Genomic DNA, 17657 nt, shown 5'->3' with positions numbered 1-17657 from the left:
TGACTACACATCCCTACAAACCCGGTGGATCTTGGTGGAAAACCGCCGGGAGTCATACCGCCGTTCGGACGAGGAAGGCGGTGTTTTGCAAATCAACCATTGTCCCGCAGACCCATGCGGGACGGACTAAACGAACGCTAACCCCGGTTCACGGTTTTTTCACCGCACAGACCCGACCGGGAAACACCGGGAGGGGGAGCCTCGTCGCGCGGGCGCTCCCCCTCCCGGTTCGATCAACTACCCGAGCCCGACGTGACCAGCATCGGCTTGACGTCGAAGTCGTTCTCCAGCAAGCCGTAGGTCTTCATCAGGGTGGCGACCCGCTGCAGGCGCGTGGCGTCCAGCGTGGTCGGGAACTCGCCGAAGTGGACCAGGCTCGCGGTCTCCTTGTCGACCTTGGCGTACTCCACCAGCAGCGGCTCGACGGTCGGCCGGTCGGCCGCGTCGCGCTGGCCCTTCGCCATCGCGCGCTGGAAGGCGGCGACGGTGTTGGGATTCTCCTTGGCGAACTTGCCCGTGGTGCCGTAGCCCGCGACCGGGATGTTGTCGGTCGGGCCGGACGCGGCGTCCAGGACGGTGATCGCGCCGATCGCGCGCTGGGCCTTGCTGATGAACGGCTCGACCATGAACGCGGCGTCCACGGTCTTGTTCTGCAGCGCGGCCTGCATGTCCGGGAACGGGAACTCCTTGAAGGTCACCGTCTTGGGATCGACGTCGTTGGCCTCCAGGGTCGCCTTCGCGGTCAGCTCGGCGATGTTCTTGAAAGTGTTGATCGCGATGGTCTTGCCCGCGAGGTCCTTCGGCGACTTGATGTTCGAGTCCGGCCCGGTGAGGATCAGGAACATCTCGGGCTTGGCCTGGTAGCCGTCGTTGATCAGCTTCAGGCCGTCGACCGCCTTGGCCGCGTCCTTGCTCTGCGCGGCGAAGAACGAGACCCAGTTGCCGAAGGTGATGTCGAGGTCACCGCTGATCAGACCGGGGATGGCCGCGGCGCCACCCTGGATCGTGACCGGCTCGACCTCCAGGCCTTCCTCCTTGAAGTAACCCTTCTTCATCGCGACGTGGACCGACGCGACGTCGAGGATCGGGAGCAGACCAAGCTTGATCTTGGTCTTTTCGACCTTGCCCGGTGCGGCGTCGGCGGGTTTCTCCTCGGAACCGCCGAGCAGACCACAGCCGGAGACGACCGCGAGCATCGCAAGCGCGGACAGACCGGCGATGATCCTTCGTGCCGAGAGGCCGACTCTTCGAGTCATGGGGGGCATCTCCTGTTGGAGTGGCGACATTGCGGGGGCAGGATGCACGGGCGACCATGGTCGTTGCGGAACCACTCAAAGTGACTTTGATGGTTCGACAAGACCCCGGTCGACCGACACTCGAAGGCTGATCCACTACCTTCGGTGAGCATCTTTGCACAGGCTGTCCAGAGGTTGGAGTGCTCGGTGAGTGAGCTTGATCGGGAATGGGCCGGACAGAGCAACCCGCGTCCGGTGGGAATCGTGGGCGCCGGGCCGGCCGGCCTGACCTTGGCCAACCTGCTGCGCCAAGGTGGAATCCCCTGCGTGGTGCTGGAAAAAGGCACCCGGGAGCACATCGAGACCCGCCCGCGCGCCGGGGTCATCGAGCACCGCGCGGTGCGCATGCTGGCCGAGCACGGGTTGGCCGACCGGTTGCTCCGAGAGGCGGATCGCCACGGGGCGTGCGAATTCCGCGTCAACGGGCAGGCCCACGAGGTGGACTACTCGTCGCTGTACGACGGGCAGACCCACTACGTCTACCCGCAGCAGGAGGTCGTGAAGGACCTCGTCGGGGCGTTCGTCGACAGCGGCGGGGACGTCCGCTTCTCGGTGTCCGAAGTGGCGCTGCACGACATCGGGACGGCGGAGCCGTACCTGACCTGGACCTCGGAGTCCGGGGTGGAGGAACGCCTGGACTGCTCGTTCATCGCCGGCGCCGACGGCTTCCACGGCGTGACCCGGCGCAGCATCCCCGAGGGGGCGGTGCAGGAGTTCTCCCACCAGCACGGCATCGAGTGGCTGTCCATCCTGGCCGAGGCGCCGCCCTCGACGCACAAGGTCATCTACGCCCTGCACCCGGACGGTTTCGCGGGGCACATGCTGCGCAGTTCCACCGTTTCCCGTTACTACCTCCAGGTTCCGGTGGACGACACAGTGGACAACTGGCCGGACGAGCGCGTGTGGGCGGAGTTGCACAAGCGGTTGGCGTTGCGCGACTCGGACTGGAAGTTGACGGAAGGTCGCATCATCGAGAAGCGCATCCTGGACATGCGCAGCTACGTGGTCGAACCAATGAACCACGGCAACCTGTACCTCTTGGGCGACGCGGCGCACATCATCACACCGGTCGGCGCCAAGGGCATGAACCTGGCCCTGCACGACGCGGAGGTCTTGGCGGACGCGCTCATCCGGTACACCCGAACGGGGGACGACACGGGCCTGCGGGCTTACTCCGAGGTGTGCCTGCGGCGCGTCTGGCGTGCACAGGAGTTCTCGCAGTGGATGGTCTTCATGATCCACCGGTCGCCGGAACCCTTCCTGAGCCGGTTGGGGCAGGCCAGGCTGGAGCACCTGATCGCGTCGGGCTCGTCGGCGGGCTATTTCGCCCAAAACTACGTCGGCCCGTGATGGCGGACGTGATTCTCCCGCTGTCACGCGGGATTCGTCGTACTCTCGTGGGAGAATGACCCCCGGGGGCGCGACAGGTGAAATGTCGTACCCCTGTGGGACAATGGAAATCGGGGGCCGGCGGCCGGCCCCCGATTCACCGGCAACCCGGGCCGACTTCCGATCCGCCCCGCCCCCGCCACTCCCGCACCAAACCCCCGGCGACACGATTCCCGCGCCACACCAACACTTTCCACACCACTCACGCCCACACCACCGCCGCCCACATCACCGCCGCCCGCACACCACCCGGCCCGCGCCGCCCGAGACCCGGGATGCAGCCGCAGCGCCACCGAGCCAGCCAGACGCTCGCTCGCAGCCACCGCGCCCCGCCTGGCCCGCCACGCCCACTCGCGCACCCACCTGCACCCACGCCCACCTGCACCCACGCCCAGACGCACCCACGCCCACCTGCGCGCCCCACTGCGCCCTCAGCCGCCCGTGCCCCACCTCCACCACCCGGCGAACGCACCAGCCACCAACCCCACAAAGCACGAACAGGCGACCCCCGAGCGGAGAGAGCCGGCAGCACCGCGCCACCAGCCCGCACCCGGGAATCGCCCGTCCGACGATCCAACCCCTAAGAACTCACCGCCGATCGGAAGCGTCCACCCGCGACGCCTCGGCCCGCGACGCCTCGGCCCGCGACGCCTCCTGCGACGCCTCGGCCCGCGATGCCCGCTCGGCCTCGGCCCACCGAGCGGCCTGCTCCTCGTTCGCCGCCCGACGGGCGCGCACCGCCTCCGACGTCTTCCCGACGTTGAGCAGCCGTGCCACCTCCGCCCGCAGCGCCACGAAGGCCTCGGACTCGCGGGTCGTGATCTGGTCGCGCACGGCCGGCAGGTCCACCCGCAGGTCCGCCACCACCGAAGCCGGTGACGACGACAGCACCAGGATCCGGTCCCCCAGGTACACGCTCTCGTCGATGTCGTGCGTGACGACCAGCACCGTCGTGTCGTGCTCGGCCTTCACCTTCAGCAGCAGGTCCTCCAGCTCGAACCGGGTCTGCGCGTCCACCGACGCGAACGGCTCGTCCATCAGCAGCAGCGCCGGCCGGTACGCCAGGGCCCGCGCGATCGCCACGCGTTGCTGCATGCCACCCGACAACTGCCACGGGTACTTGCGCGTCGCGCCGGACAGGCCGACCCACTCCAGCGCCTCCGCCGCCCGCGCCCGGCGCTCGGCCCGGCCCAGCGACCGCTTCAGCGGGAACTCCACGTTCTTCTGCACCGACAGCCACGGGAACAGCGAGCGGCTGTAGTCCTGGAAGACCACGGCCAGGTCGTCGGGCACGCCGCGGACCTCGTCGCCGTGCAGGCTGATCTCGCCGCGGGTCGGGCGGATCAGGCCGGAGATCGTGCGCAGCAGCGTGGACTTGCCGCAGCCGGACGGGCCGACGACGCACACCAGCTCACCGGCGCCGACGGTGAACGTCAGGTCGTCGATCGCGGTGTGCGCGCCGTCCTTGGCCTGGTAGGTATGGCCCAGTTCGGCCACGGAGAGCATCGCGGTCATGTCATTCCTCCACCGTCGCGGGGGTGCGCCCCTCGGAAGCCTTCGGCTGCCAGGCCAGGGCCCGGTGCTCGAAGGCGAGGAGCACGGTGTTGAGGGCGTAGCCGAGGACTCCCAAGAGGACGATCCCGGCCCACATGTCGGGGAAGTCGAACTCCCGCTGGGCGACGAGGAGTTGCGACCCGATCCCGTTGTCGGTGCCGACCAGTTCGGAGACGACCATGAGCACCAGGGACAGCGACAGGCTGACCCGGAGCCCGGCGAAGATCTTCGGTGCGGCGGCCGGCAGGACGACACCCAGGATCCACTGCGCCTTCGGGATGCGGAACACCGCCGAGGTCTCGTACTTGGTCGCGTCGACGGAGCGGGCGCCGTCGACGCTGTTGAGCAGGATCGGCCACAGCACGCCGAAGACGATCGTGGCGAGCTGCATCTGCGTGCCGACGTTGAACACGAGCAGGAACACCGGCACCAGCGCGGGCGGCGGGATCGAGCGCATGAACGTCAGCAGCGGACCGGCGAACTGCATGGCCGTCGCGGAACGGCCGAGCGCGACACCGAGCGCGATGCCGATCAGGGCGGCGATGCCCCATCCGGCGAGCAGCCTGCCGATGCTCGGGAACACGTGCTCGTACACGGTGTCGGTCAACAACAACGGACCCGAGAACCACAGCGTGTGCGCGGCCTCGGCGATCTCGGTGGGACGCGGGAAGAACGGGTCGTCGGCGAGCCAGGTCGAAAGCTCCCACACCACGACCAAGCCGATGAACACGGCCCACCGCTGGAAGAACCTGGTCATGACCGTCCTCCGGTGACCGTGCTCCAGGAGACCCACCGGCGTTGCGCGCGTTCCAGCCCTTCGTTGAGCAGGAACCCGATCACGCCCGCGACCACGGTGCCGGCGAGCACCAGGTCCATGCGGCCGGAACCGCTGCGCGCCTCCATGATGAACTGCCCGAGCCCACCCGAGCCGCCCGCGAGCAGCTCCACGCTGACCAGCACGACCAGGCTCGTCGTGGCGGCCAACCGGATGCCGGTCAGGACGAACGGCATGGCGCTGGGCAACGCCACGGAGAACAACACCCGCACCCGCCCGGTCCCGAACACGCGCGCGGTCTCCACGAGCAGGGGGTCCAGCTCGTCGAGCGCGTAGATGGTGTTGAACAGGATCGGCCACACCGCCGCGTACACGGCGAGCGTGATCTTCATCTCCGGCCCGATGCCCAGCAGCAGGATCGCCAACGGGATCAGCGCCACCGAGGGGATCGGCCGGAGGAACTCGACGACGGCCCGCGTGGCGTGCCGCACGGCCGGGACGCTGCCCAGCACGAGTCCCAGGGGGACGGCGATCGCGATGGACAGTCCCACCGCGATCAGCAGGGCGAGGACGGTGGCGATGACGTCACGCAGGAAACCCTCGTCCCCCAACAACTTGACCAGCTCCACACCGACCACGGACGGCGGTGGGAGGTATTCCGCGGGAACCAGCCCCGACCGGCCGAACAGCTCCCAGACGACGAGGAACCCGGCCACACCGAGCAGTCCCCGGGTGAGCGCACGCACGCGCAACGCCTACTTCCACTTGATCAACCCCAGCCAACCCGGCTCAATCTAGAGACTCCGCCCCCGCCGCGACAATGCGTGCACGAGAAATCACTGTCACGAATCACCCCTGTTCCACGCGACGCGGCCCAGCCACCCCGACCCCCACCACACCCGAGCCCCCACCCCCACCCGAGCCCCCGCCCCCACCCGACCAAGCACCCCACCCGACCAAGCACCCCCACGGACGCGGCGAAGCCGCCGGCGGGCAGTCCACCGGAGGGGACACAACCCAAGCCGGGCTTCTTGCTTGTGTCATCTCCGTATGGCCCGCCCGAAGGGCTACCACAGATTTCCCGGGTGCAGCCGAATTTTTTTGTGAGGAACGAGCAGAAAAATTTAGCGGCACCCGGGAAATCTGTGGTTGGCTTTGCCGGGCCATGCGGAGATGGCACAAGCAAGAAGCCCCCGCTTTGGCAGTTGTGTCATCTTTGGTGGCTCGCCCGCCGGCGAGGCTCTTTTAATCTTTGAACTGGACGCTGACGCTCTCAAGCCCTCGCTTCGCGGGTCCAAACTGGACGCGCTCCGCGCTCGCAAGCTCGGACGCGCTTCGCGCTTGAGAGCGCTTCGCGCGACGCGCGAAGCGCTCAAAAGCTAAAAGCGGCCGGGAGGCCTCCAGTGGGGGGAAGGGCCTGCGTGTTCCCCACCGCATGACCTGGCGGAGCCAACCACAGATTTCCCCGGGTGCCGCTAAAACTTTTGCTCGTTCCTCGCAAAACTTTCGGCGACACCCGGGGAAATCTGTGGTAGCCCTTCGGGCAGGTCATACGGTGGGGAACACGAAGACCCCCTGTGGCTGGGAGCCCAACCCAAAGCACGCCGCTGCGCGGCGAAAAGCGCCGGCGCGCGGCGGAAAGCGTGCCGCTGCGCTTGGTTGATCAGCAGGGTGGCGCGTAGGGCACGTCCGGGAAGTGGCGCGCCCAGTCGTCCGGTCCCAACCGTCCCCCGGAGGCACAAATCCGCTCGACCACCCGTCCCACATCGGTCTCCCAGAACCGGATCTCCGTCCCGCCCGCCGTCACCAGCGTGTGCCCGTCGCGCGCGAACCGGACCTCCGCCACCGGGCCCGAGTGCGCCCGCACCACCCCCACCGCTCTCGGCGCGTCGCGATCGGACAGGTCGAACAGCCGCACCTTGCCGTCCGACCCGGCCACCGCCGCGACCTCCCCGCTCACCGCGACCGAGCGCGCGTCCCCCGCCAACCGGATCGGCTCACCGCCGAATCGGCGCAGCATGGCGTTCCCGTCCGCCTCTACGGTGACCCGGTCGCCGGAGGTCCCCACCGCCACGGACGCGAACAGGGTCCGCAGCATGAAGTGCCCGCCCGGCGTCAACTGGGGTGCCGACGGGTCGGTGATGTCCCACACGCGTGTGTCCCCGCCGGCCCTCGTGATCACCATCCGCTTGCCGTCCGGGGTGAACGCGACGACCGGGTCCTCGACCGGGTCCTGGCCCGCCGGTTGTCCCAACGGGTCCAGCACCACCAGCGACGCCTCCACGTCGAACAGGGCTGTCCTGCCGTCGGGGCCGTCGATGGCCAGGTGTTCGCCGTTCTTGACCGACGCGGCGCGCGAAACCTTGCCCACCAGGTCGGGTGCGGCCGGGTTCGTGGTGCGCCACAGCCGCAGCCGCTGGTCTTCGCCCAACGTCAGCAGGCAGTCGCCGTCCACGCTCAGCGCGGCGGCCCGCACCCGGCCCGGGTGCCGGGTCAGGGGCCACGCCGTGCGCGGACCGCGTGGCTGGGAGACGTCCACCAGGCGCAGCACGCCGCCCACGTCCACGGTCGCCGCCAGGTCGCGGTCGCGGCTGACGACCAGGGAGCGGATCTGGGCGGGCTGCACGATCGGCAGGTCGGACACGTCGACCAGCCGGGCGGTGCCGTCGGCGGCGGCGGTGAGGACCGCTCGGCCGCCGGCCGGGAAGCCCACCGAGCCGACGACGCCCGCGTGGCCCTCCAGCACCGCGATCTCGACCGGGGTGGCGCGGTCGGTCAGGTCCCACAGCTTGGTGGCGCGGTCGGCTCCGGCGGTCGCGAGCATCCGGCCGCCCGCGCTGAACGCGACCGCGGTGACGAGGTCCGCGTGCTCGACCGACGACAGCAGCACCGGGTGGACCGGGTCGGCCAGGTCCCACAGGGCCACCGTGCGGTCCGCGCCCGCCACGGCGACCAGCCGCCCGTCGTCGGCGACGGCGAGGGCGTTCACCCGGCCCTCGTGGACCGCGAAGTCCACCGCCGCGCCCTCGGACAACCGCCAGGCGCGCACGCGAGGACCGTCGGCGGCCACCAGGACCTCGTCGGTGAGGAACGCGAGGGACCGCGTCGCGGCCCCCGGCAGGTCGGCCACCAGTCGCGGATTGGCGCGGTCGGACACGTCCCACACCCGCGGGCCGCGGTCCACGTGGCCGACCGCCAGGTAGCGGCCGTTGGACGACAACGCCACGGCCAGCGGCACCGGGCCGACGTCCAGCCGCAGCGCCGGGTCCGGGTGGTTGGCGTCCTCGGTGTCCCACACGACGGCGACCGTGCCGCCGGCCGTGGCCAGGACCTTCCCGTTCGCGCTGAACGCCAGCGCCTCCACCCCGCCGGGCTGCCGGTCCAGCACCGCCAGCCGCGTCGGGCGGCGCGGATCGGACATGTCGTAGAGGGTCGCGTCGCGGCGGGTGCTCTCCTCCACCACGGCGACCACGGACCGGTGCGGGCTGACGGCGATGTCGCGCACCGACTCCAGCCGCGTCGCGTAGGGGGTGCCGAACACGCCGAGCAGGGCGTCGCGCGTCTCGGGCAGCGGCGCGAGGCGGTGGGCGGCCAGGGTCAGCTGGGCCGCGAGCGCCGGGTCGGAGTCGCGCAACGCCTCGACCTCGTTGACGACCTTGCGGGCCAGCGCGATGTTGCGCTGCTCGGTCGCCGACCGCTCCGCCCGGAACGCGCGGAACGTCGAGACCCCGGCCAGCACCAGCAGCACGCCCAGCACGGCGACCAACCGGCGCAGCCGGCGCGTCCGCCGGGTCTCGGCGACCGTGGACGCCTCCTCCGCGGCGGTGCTCGCGTCCAGGAACTCGCGTTCGACCCCGGTCAGCTCCGCGCCCCGGTCGGCCCACTCGCGGGCCAGCGCCAGGCGCGTCCCCCGGTACAGCGCGCCGGGGTCGCGCTTCAACGACTCCCACACGTGCGCCGCGTCGGTGAGCATCCGCTGCACGCGCAGCCCGGCGCGGTCCTCGGCGATCCAGTCGCGCAGCCGGGGCCAGCGGCGGATCAGGGCCTCGTGGGCGAGTTCGACGGTGTCCCGGTCCAGCACGACCAGTCGAGCGGCGGCCAGCGCGGACAGCACCTCCGGGTGGTCCACCTCGTCGCGGCGGACGCGGCGCTTGGTGTCGGCGGTGTCGTCGCCGACCGCGATCAGCCGCAGGAACACCCGCTTGGCCACCGCCCGGTCGGTGTCGGACATGGCCAGGTAGACGGCCTCGGCGCTGCGGGCGATGGAGTGCTCGACCCCGCCCGCCTCCTCGTAGCCGGCCAGCGTCAAGGCCACCCCGCGCCGCCGCCGCCACGTCTCCAGCAGGGCGTGCGACACCAGCGGCAGCGCGGCGGGCTGGCCGGCGGCGTCGGCGACCAGGCGGGTGACCAGCGCGGTCTCAGCCTTGCAGCCGACGGCGACGGCCGGTTCGACGATCGCCTCCCGCAACTGGTCCGCGGTCATCGGCCCGACCAGCACGTGCCCGCCGCGCAACGCGTCCACCAGCTCGGGGTGCCGGCCGCAGTGGCCCAGGAAGTCGGCGCGGACGCCGAGCACGACCCGGGTCCGGCTGGATTCGGCGGACGCGGCGGTGGTGAGCGCGGCGACGAACGCCGACCGCTCGGCGTCGTCCGCGCACAGCGTGAAGACCTCTTCGAACTGGTCGACGACCAGCAGCAGGTCGTCGTCCCCGCCGATCACGGTCTGCCGGACGCGCAGGTGCAGGTTCTCCGGGTAGGCGGCGAACTCGCGGGCCAGCGCGGTCGCGGCCTTGCCGGTGACGGCGGCCAGCCGCACGGCCAGCTCCTGCACCGGCCGCGCGCCGGGCGTGAACACCACGGCCGGCCCGGTCGCGCGGGCCACCAGCCCGGCGCGCAGCACCGACGACTTGCCCGACCCGGACGCGCCGAACACGCCGACGAACCGCCGCCGCGCCACCAGCCCGGTCAGCTCGCGGACCAGGTCCTCGCGGCCGAAGAACCGGTCCGCGTCCCCGACCTGGAACGGCGCCAGCCCCGCGTAGGGCGGGTCGTGGTCGTCCGCCGCGGCCTGCCGGTCGTCGGCCAGCCCCCGCCAGCGCGCCTCCCACTCGGCGAGGTCCCCGCCGCACGCCTTCACGTACGCGAGGGTCACCGCGAGGCTGGGCAGCTTGCGCCCGTTGGCCGCCTCGGACAGCGCCGCCGCCGAGTAGTGCGCGTCCCGGCTGAGCTGCCGGTAGGTCGGGTTGCCCGCCTTGAGCCGCAACGCGCGCAGGTCCGCCGCGAACGCGCCGAGTTCGCCCGCCGGTAACGGGCTCTCCGATCTGGCCATCGCTCCCCCTCCGCCAGGGGGCCGATTGTTCAGAGATCGCTGTTCAGCGTCCACGTCCTGACACTGAACAACCCGGGTGCCGTAGTCATGGGGCGGGGCGTTCGACGGATTTCAGGGGGAGACCGTCGAACGCCCCTCCTCACAGCCCGACAGCCTTGTAGAGGGAGCCGACCTCTTGCCGGTTGAGCACGCGCATCGACCCGGGCCGCTGGTTGCCCAGCCGGACCTCGCCGACGGCGGTGCGCACCAGGCTCTGCACCGGGTAGCCGACCGCGTCGAGCAGGCGGCGCACGATGTGCTTGCGGCCCTCGTGCAGGACCACCTCGACCAGCGCGCGGCCCGGCGCGGAGGACACCAGCCGGAACGAGTCGACCTTGACCGGCCCGTCCTCCAGCTCGATGCCCGCGCGCAACCGCTTGCCGACGTCCTTGGCCACCGGCCCCGGCACCTCGGCGAGGTAGGTCTTGGTCACCCCGTAGGAGGGGTGCATCAGGCGGTGGGCGAGGTCGCCGTCGTTGGTCAGCAGCAGCAGGCCCTCGGTGTCGGCGTCGAGCCGGCCGACGTGGAACAGCCGCTCCTTGCGGTGCGCCAGGTAGTCGCCGACGCACGGCCGGTGCTGCTCGTCGTGCATGGTCGAGAGCACGCCGCGCGGCTTGTTCAGCACGAGCGTGATCACGTCGTCCTTGAGGACCACGCGGACGCCGTCCACGTGCACGACGGCGGTGTCCGGGTCGATGCGGCGGCCCTGCTCGCGCACGACCTCGCCGTCCACCTGGACGCGGCCCATCTCGATGAGCTCCTCGGCCACCCGTCGCGAGGCGATGCCCGCCTTGGCGAGCACCTTCTGGAGCCGAATCCCTTCGGGTCCCTGGTCAGACATCGTCGATCGCATCCACTTCGGGCAGCAGGGGAGCGATCGGCGGCAGGTCGTCCAGCGACGACAGCCCCAACCGCTCCAGGAACAGTTCGGTCGTGCGGTAAAGGATGCCACCCGTGTCGGAGTCCGTGCCGGTCTCGGCGATGAGCCCGCGCGCGACGAGCGTGCGGATGACACCGTCGACGTTGACCCCGCGCACCGCCGCGATCCTGGCCCGGGTGACCGGCTGCCGGTAGGCGATGACGGCGAGCGTCTCCAGCGCGGCCCGGGTCAGCTTGGCGCGCTGCCCGTCCAGCAGGAGCTTCTCCACGAATGGCGCGAAGCGGTCCCTGGTGTAGAACCGCCAGCCGTCCCCGATTCTACGCAGGTCGATGCCGCTGCCCTGCTCGGTGTAGCGGGCGCTGAGGGTTTTGAGCGCCTGGGTGACACGCCTCACGGGCTGTTCGAACACGCCGGCGAGCTGCTTCTCGTCGATCGGGGTGTCCACGACGAGGAGGACCGATTCGAGCGCGCCCTCGAACTCGCGGTCGTCGGCGAGGTCGGGCAGCCCGGAGTCCTCGATCGGCTCACCCTCGGGTTCGGGCGCAGGAGCGGGCGCGGCAGGTTCGGGCGCGGCGGGCTCGGGCGCGGGGAACAGCGCGTCGTCGGCCGGGTCAACGGCGGGTTCTTGCTGGTCAGGGTCGGTCACCCGTACTCCTCGTCCTCGTCGCGGGCTTCCGCCTCCGCTTCCTCGACCGTCCCGCCGACCCACGTGATGGTCAGCTCACCCAGCGGGTCCGGCTGTTCGAACGCCAGCGCCTTCTCCCGGTACAGCTCCAGCAGCGCCAGGAACCGCGCCACGACCTCGATCGTCTCCGTGCACTCGGCCACGACCTCGGCGAACGTCGCCGTCCCCCGCTCGGCCAGGAACGCCCGCAGCGCCGAGGCGTGCTCGCGCACCGAGATGCGGTGCTGGTGGACGTGCGACGTCGAGACCGTCCGGGCCGGTCTCGGCCGGAACACCGCGGCGGCGATCTCGGCGAAGCGGCGCGCGTCGACGCCCAGCATCACCTCGGGCAGCAGCCCCTCGTAGCGCTCCTCCAGCGCCACCGACCTGGGGTAGCGCCGGTAGGCGCCCTGCTCCAGCTCGGCGAACAGGGCCGCGACCTGCTTGTACGCCCGGTACTGCAGCAGCCGCGCGAACAGCAGGTCCCGCGCCTCCAGCAGCGCCAGGTCCTCCTCGTCCTCGACGTCGCCGGCGGGCAGCAGGCGGGCCGCCTTCAGGTCGAGCAGGGTGGCGGCGATGACCAGGAACTCGGTCGTCTCGTCCAGGTCCCACTGGTCGCCCAGGGCCCGGATGTGCGCGATGAAGTCGTCGGTGACCTGGTGCAGCGCCACCTCGGTGACGTCCAGCGTGTGCTGCGAGATCAGTTGCAGCAGCAGGTCGAACGGGCCCTCGAAGTTCGTCAGCCGGACCTTGAAACGACCGTCGGGGACCTCCTGCGCGGAAACGTCCCCGGTCACCGCTCGCGCAACCTGCGCACGAGCAGCGAGTCGCCGCCGTGCTCTTCGAGGTCGTCCAGCACTATCGCGATCGCCTCGCGCACCACGCGACCGCGGTCCACGGCCAGGCCGTGCTCGCCGCGCAGCGCCAGCCGCGCGTGCTCCAGCGCGAGCAGCTCCTCGTCGGAGACGTACACGGTGATCTTGGTGGAGTGCTTCTGCCGACCGGTGCCCCGGCGCGGCGCGGGCTCCGGTTCCGGCTGGGACTGCTGTTGCTGCGGCACGTCGAGAGCTGAGGGGCTGGTGAGGCGGAACAGTTCGGACGCGCCCGGCAGTGATGGGCGTCGGGTCACCGGGCGATCACCTCGCGCGCCAGCGCGCGGTAGGCCTTGGCGCCCGCCGAGCGGGGGGCCCATCTGGTGATCGGCTCGCCGGCGACGGTCGTCTCCGGGAACCGGACCGTGCGGTTGATCACCGTGTCGAACACGACGTCGCCGAACGCCTCCACCACGCGCGCCATCACCTCGCGGGAGTGCAGGGTGCGCGGGTCGTACATGGTGGCGAGTATGCCGGTGATCTCCAGCTTCGGGTTCAACCGCTCCCTGACCTTCTCGATGGTGTCGATCAACAGGGCGACCCCGCGCAGGCTGAAGAACTCGCACTCCAGCGGGATGAGGACGCCGTCGGCCGCCGCGAGGGCGTTGACCGTGAGCAAGCCGAGCGAGGGCTGGCAGTCCACCAGCACGTAGTCGTAGTGGTCGATCACCGGCCGCAGGGTGCGCACGAGCGTGTGCTCGCGCCCGACCTCGGACACGAGCTGGATCTCCGCCGCGGACAGGTCGATGTTGGAGGGCAGCAGGTCCATGCCCTCGACCGGCGTCTGCATGATCACGTCCCGGACGGTGACGTCCCGTTCCATGATCACGTTGTAGATCGTCTGGTCGAGCTGGTGGGGGTGCACGCCGAGGCCGACCGACAGCGCGCCCTGCGGGTCGAAGTCCACGAGCAGCACGCGCCGCCCGAACTCGGTCAGCGCGGCCCCGAGGTTGATGGTGGACGTGGTCTTGCCGACCCCGCCCTTCTGGTTGCAGATGGCCAGGATCTTCGCCGGCCCGTGGTGGGCGATCAGCGGCGGTTCGGGCACGTAGCGCAGGGGGCGTCCGGTGGGTCCTATGTCGCCCACCGCCTGCTCGGCGGCGTCCTCGTCGGCCGGCGCCGCGTGCGGGGCGAGGCTCAGTTCCACGGACGCGCGCGGCACACCGGACTTCGGCGTGGGCGGCGGCGGTGGTGGACCCCACGCCTGGCCCGCGTGCTCCGGTGTCGACATCGCCTTCCCGATCCCTAGTCCTCTGCCTGGGCGCAGCCTAAGCACACCGAGGTCCACCAGCAACGCGCCTCGCCGTAGCCGGAGCGAGGAGTTCTCACCCGCGGGGTTACCGGCCGACCGGTTCGGCTCGCCGCTCGGCGGCCCGGAGGACCACGTCGAGCAGGCCCGGGAACAGGGTGTCCAGGTCGTCGCGGCGCAGCGACACCCAGCGCTGGTTGCCGCACGCCCGGGTCCGGGTGATGCCCGCCTCCCGCAGCACCCGCAGGTGCTGGGACAGCGTCGACTTCGCCACGTCCACCGCCAGCGCGCCGCAGCAGCGCTCGCCGTCCGCCTCGATCTGGAGGACGACGGCGAGCCTGGTGGGGTCGCTCAGGGCGTGCAGGACCGGTCCGAGCTGGATGTCGGCAAGGTCCGGCTCGTCGATGTTCGGCACCGGCACGGCTCCTCCAGCTCGTCGCGTCCGGGGTTGGCCCACACTACCCGTGGGCGTCTCATGTTCCACCCGTCGCGCGGGGGTGGGCGGTCGCGTAGACCTCGCGCAGGGTGTTGACCGTGACCAGCGTGTAGACCTGCGTGGTCGTGACGCTGGCGTGGCCGAGCAGCTCCTGCACCACCCGCACGTCCGCGCCGCCTTCCAGCAGGTGGGTGGCGAAGGAGTGGCGCAGGGTGTGCGGGGACACCTCGGCCCGGATGCCGGCGCGTTCGGCGGCGGTCTTGAGGACCTGCCACGCCGTCTGCCGCGACAGCCGGCCGCCGCGGGCGTTGAGGAACAGCGCCGGAGTGCCGCGCTTGACCAGGGTCGGGCGCATGCGCACCAGGTAGGCCTCCAGGGCCGCCAGGGCGGGGCGGCCCACGGGCACCAGGCGCTGCTTGCCGCCCTTGCCGTCGAGCAGGACGGTGCGCTCGGCGGTGTCGACGTCGTCCACGTCCAGGCCGACGACCTCGGAGATGCGGGCGCCGGTGGAGTACAGGAGTTCGAGCAGGGCCTTGTCGCGCAGGCTCGCGGGGGTGTCCAGCAGGCGCAGGACGTCGGCCACGGGCAGCGCCTTGGGCAGGCGGCGCGGCGGGGTCGGCGGGTGCACGTCGCGGGCGGGGTCGTGGGCCGTGACGCCCTCGCGGTGGGCGAAGCGGTGCAGGCCGCGAACGGTGACCAGGGTCCGGGCCACGGACGACTCGGCCAGCCCCTGGTCGCGCAACGCCGCCGCGAACGCCGTGATGTGCGCCTCGGTGACCGCGCCGAGGTCGCCGACCGACTCGCGTTCCAGGTGCTCGGCGTAGCGGCGCAGGTCGCGGCGGTAGGAGTCGAGGGTGTTGCGGGCGGTGCCCCGTTCGACGGCGAGGTGGTCGAGGAACGCCGTGACCACGTCCTTGACGTCCGTCACGTCTGGGCCAGCGGGACGTGGGGCAGCCCGTGCGCCTTGGCCACCTCGGCCTGCACGACGGTGCCGCGCACCGCGTTCACCCCCTTCGCCAACGCCGGGTCGTCCCCGACGGCCTGCCGGAACCCCTTGTCCGCCAGCGCTGTCACGTACGGGAGTGTGACGTTCGTGAGCGCCCAGGTCGAGGTGTGCGGCACGGCTCCCGGCATGTTGGCCACACAGTAGAAAATCGAGTCGTGCACGCGGAAGGTCGGGTCGTCGTGCGTGGTCGGGCGGGAGTCGGCGAAGCAGCCGCCCTGGTCGATGGCGATGTCCACGAGGACCGACCCGGTGCGCATGGTGGACACGAGGTGGTTGCCCACGAGCGTCGGGGCCTTCGCGCCCGGCACGAGCACCGCCCCGATCACCAGGTCCGCCCACCGGCACGCCTTCTCGACCTCGTACGCGTTCGAGGCGACGGTCTGGAGGTGCCCGCGGTAGGTGAAGTCGATCTGCCGCAGCCGGTTGACGTTGGTGTCCAGCACGATCACCTCGGCCTGCATGCCCAGCGCGATGGCGGCGGCGTTCATCCCGGCGACGCCCGCGCCGATCACCACCACCTTGCCCGCCGGCGTGCCGGGGACGCCGCCGAGCAGCACGCCCCGGCCGCCCTGGTTGCGCTCCAGGCAGTGCGCGCCGACCTGGACCGACATCCGGCCGGCGACCTCGCTCATCGGGGCCAGCAGCGGCAGCGACCCGTCGGGGAGCTGGACGGTCTCGTAGGCGATGGCGTCGATGCCGGCGGCGACGATCGCGCGGGTGCACTCGGCGTTGGCGGCGAGGTGCAGGTAGGTGAACAGGGTCTGGCCGGGCCGCATGCGGTGGAACTCGTCGGGCACCGGCTCCTTGACCTTGAGCACCAGCTCCGCCTCGCCCCACAGGTCGTCGGCGTGCGGCACGATCCGCGCGCCGGCGGCCCGGAACTCGGCGTCGGGGATGGCGCTGCCGTCCCCCGCACCGGCCTCGACCAGCACCTGGTGCCCCCGCCGCACCAGCTCGACCACGCCCGCCGGGGTGATCGCCACCCGGTACTCGTGGTTCTTCAGCTCACGGGGTACTCCGACCAGCACCTGGTCAGCGTAGGTCGGCCGGCGCGTTCCGGCTGGATCAACGGGCGCGGGCTGTTAGCGTTCAGGCCGTGTCCGAACCCCACCAGGTCCGCATCGGCAACCAGCAGCGCGAGGCGGCCATCAGCGCGCTCAACGACCACTTCGCCGAGGGCCGCCTGGAGATCGGCGAGTACGAGCAGCGGGTCGGCTTCGCGACCTCGGCCCAGACCGCGGGCGAGCTGGCGGCCCTGTTCCACGACCTGCCGCAACCCCACCCGGACTTCCTGCCCCCGCCGCAGACCTACTACGCGCCGCCGACGGACTACGCCACCCCGCCGCCCGGCTTCACCCAGCCCGGTTTCAGCCAGCCCGGTTTCAGCCAACCCGGGTACGCCGTGCCCGGGTACGCGCCGCCCGGCTACTACGGCCCGAGCCCGTCGGCCCCGTACGGCGTGGACCCGTTGACCGGCCGGCCGCTGTCGGACAAGTCCCGCATCGCGGCGGGCGTGCTGCAACTGGCGCTGCCGTTCGGCATCGGCCGGTTCTACATCGGGGACACGGGCATCGGCATCGCGCAGTTGCTGACCTGCGGCGGCTGCGGCATCTGGTCGCTGATCGACGGCATCATCCTGCTCGTCAACGGCGGCACCGACGCCCAGGGCCGCAAGCTGCGCGACTAGGTCCCCGGGACCAGGTTCCGGACCACCATCCAGGTCACGGCGACCGCCACCACCGGGATCCCGACCTTCGCGGACACCGGCGGCACCGGCTCACGCCGCCGAGCCGCCCGGAACCACCGCGCCCACAGCCAGGCCAGCAACGGCAGCCCGGCCACCAGCATCACGGCGTTGAGCTGCCACGCGGCGACGAGATCGCCGTGCAGCAGCGCGTGCACCATCCGCGTGGACCCGCACCCCGGGCACTGGATGCCCGTCAACGCGAACAGCGGGCACGGCGGCCAGATCGACCCGGGCCGGTTGGGGTCGCTGAAGTACATGCCCCCAGCCGCCACCACGGCCCCCACCGCCACAGCCACCGGCCCCCGCACACCCATGCCCCTCATTGTGCTCGCGCCCGCCGCCACGCGGGGGCGAGCATCGACATCACCGAGCCGCGCGCCTCTGCGCCCGCCCGGTGCCGGCCGGCCCGACCCCCCACCTAC

The 17657-nt window shown here is 71.4% G+C and carries 16 protein-coding genes; 2 read left to right on the top strand and 14 right to left on the bottom strand.

Features of this window, described 5'->3' with window-relative positions; all coding sequences use genetic code 11:
- Positions 1-233 precede the first annotated feature (233 nt).
- Positions 234-1256, bottom strand: a complete 1023-nt coding sequence (locus AB0A74_RS28390) for an ABC transporter substrate-binding protein (RefSeq protein WP_358254103.1) — start codon at positions 1254-1256, stop codon at positions 234-236.
- A gap of 186 nt (positions 1257-1442) precedes the next feature.
- Here AB0A74_RS28390 and AB0A74_RS28385 point away from each other — a divergent pair, with 186 nt between their 5' ends.
- On the top strand, positions 1443-2645 hold the full coding sequence (locus AB0A74_RS28385; RefSeq protein WP_358254101.1) for a 4-hydroxybenzoate 3-monooxygenase: 1203 nt from the start codon (positions 1443-1445) through the stop codon (positions 2643-2645).
- A 627-nt stretch (positions 2646-3272) separates the two neighbouring features.
- Here AB0A74_RS28385 and AB0A74_RS28380 read toward each other — a convergent pair.
- From AB0A74_RS28380 to ald, 12 genes are all read right to left on the bottom strand, one after another.
- On the bottom strand, positions 3273-4199 hold the full coding sequence (locus tag AB0A74_RS28380; RefSeq protein WP_358254099.1) for an ABC transporter ATP-binding protein: 927 nt from the start codon (positions 4197-4199) through the stop codon (positions 3273-3275).
- Between the two features lies 1 nt (position 4200).
- Positions 4201-4995: an ABC transporter permease gene (locus tag AB0A74_RS28375; protein ID WP_358254097.1), complete on the bottom strand. Its 795-nt coding sequence runs from the start codon at positions 4993-4995 to the stop codon at positions 4201-4203.
- The gene (locus AB0A74_RS28370) at positions 4992-5759 is read right to left on the bottom strand and encodes an ABC transporter permease subunit (protein WP_358254095.1); all 768 of its coding nucleotides are present in this window, start codon (positions 5757-5759) and stop codon (positions 4992-4994) included. The genes AB0A74_RS28375 and AB0A74_RS28370 overlap by 4 nt, the downstream gene beginning before the upstream one ends.
- Positions 5760-6676: 917 nt before the next feature.
- Entirely contained in the window at positions 6677-10342 is a 3666-nt protein-coding gene (locus AB0A74_RS28365; RefSeq protein ID WP_358254093.1) for a hypothetical protein, read from the bottom strand.
- Between the two features lie 139 nt (positions 10343-10481).
- Positions 10482-11222 (bottom strand): pseudouridine synthase, encoded by a 741-nt coding sequence (locus AB0A74_RS28360; RefSeq protein ID WP_343940421.1) that lies wholly within the window; start codon positions 11220-11222, stop codon positions 10482-10484.
- Positions 11215-11907: an SMC-Scp complex subunit ScpB gene (gene scpB, locus AB0A74_RS28355; protein WP_358254091.1), complete on the bottom strand. Its 693-nt coding sequence runs from the start codon at positions 11905-11907 to the stop codon at positions 11215-11217. The genes AB0A74_RS28360 and scpB overlap by 8 nt, the downstream gene beginning before the upstream one ends.
- On the bottom strand, positions 11904-12722 hold the full coding sequence (locus AB0A74_RS28350; RefSeq protein WP_358254089.1) for a segregation/condensation protein A: 819 nt from the start codon (positions 12720-12722) through the stop codon (positions 11904-11906). Before AB0A74_RS28350 ends, scpB begins: the two co-directional genes overlap by 4 nt.
- Entirely contained in the window at positions 12719-13054 is a 336-nt protein-coding gene (locus tag AB0A74_RS28345) for a hypothetical protein (protein ID WP_343940428.1), read from the bottom strand. The genes AB0A74_RS28350 and AB0A74_RS28345 overlap by 4 nt, the downstream gene beginning before the upstream one ends.
- Positions 13051-14028: an AAA family ATPase gene (locus tag AB0A74_RS28340; RefSeq protein ID WP_343940430.1), complete on the bottom strand. Its 978-nt coding sequence runs from the start codon at positions 14026-14028 to the stop codon at positions 13051-13053. Before AB0A74_RS28340 ends, AB0A74_RS28345 begins: the two co-directional genes overlap by 4 nt.
- A 106-nt stretch (positions 14029-14134) precedes the next feature.
- Entirely contained in the window at positions 14135-14461 is a 327-nt protein-coding gene (locus AB0A74_RS28335) for a metalloregulator ArsR/SmtB family transcription factor (RefSeq protein ID WP_358254087.1), read from the bottom strand.
- Between the two features lie 58 nt (positions 14462-14519).
- Positions 14520-15410 carry a site-specific tyrosine recombinase XerD gene (gene xerD / locus AB0A74_RS28330; RefSeq protein ID WP_358254085.1) on the bottom strand — a complete coding sequence of 297 codons (891 nt, stop codon included), beginning with the start codon at positions 15408-15410 and terminating at the stop codon, positions 14520-14522.
- Positions 15407-16516, bottom strand: a complete 1110-nt coding sequence (gene ald / locus AB0A74_RS28325; RefSeq protein ID WP_358254083.1) for an alanine dehydrogenase — start codon at positions 16514-16516, stop codon at positions 15407-15409. Before ald ends, xerD begins: the two co-directional genes overlap by 4 nt.
- 68 nt (positions 16517-16584) lie before the next feature.
- On the opposite strand from ald, the gene AB0A74_RS28320 reads away from it, so the two are divergent.
- On the top strand, positions 16585-17175 hold the full coding sequence (locus AB0A74_RS28320; protein WP_358254076.1) for a DUF1707 domain-containing protein: 591 nt from the start codon (positions 16585-16587) through the stop codon (positions 17173-17175).
- Here AB0A74_RS28320 and AB0A74_RS28315 read toward each other — a convergent pair.
- Complete coding sequence (locus AB0A74_RS28315) at positions 17172-17549, bottom strand: DUF2752 domain-containing protein (RefSeq protein WP_358254074.1); 378 nt, start codon at positions 17547-17549, stop codon at positions 17172-17174. The two genes, AB0A74_RS28320 and AB0A74_RS28315, sit on opposite strands and share 4 nt — an antisense overlap.
- Positions 17550-17657 lie beyond the last annotated feature (108 nt).

Origin of the sequence: Saccharothrix sp. NPDC042600 (assembly GCF_040647305.1) — a bacterium.
In the GTDB taxonomy this organism is placed as follows: domain Bacteria; phylum Actinomycetota; class Actinomycetes; order Mycobacteriales; family Pseudonocardiaceae; genus Actinosynnema; species Actinosynnema mutabilis.
Note: the sequence above shows the minus strand (reverse complement) of the source record. Positions and strands in the feature narration are given on the sequence as shown.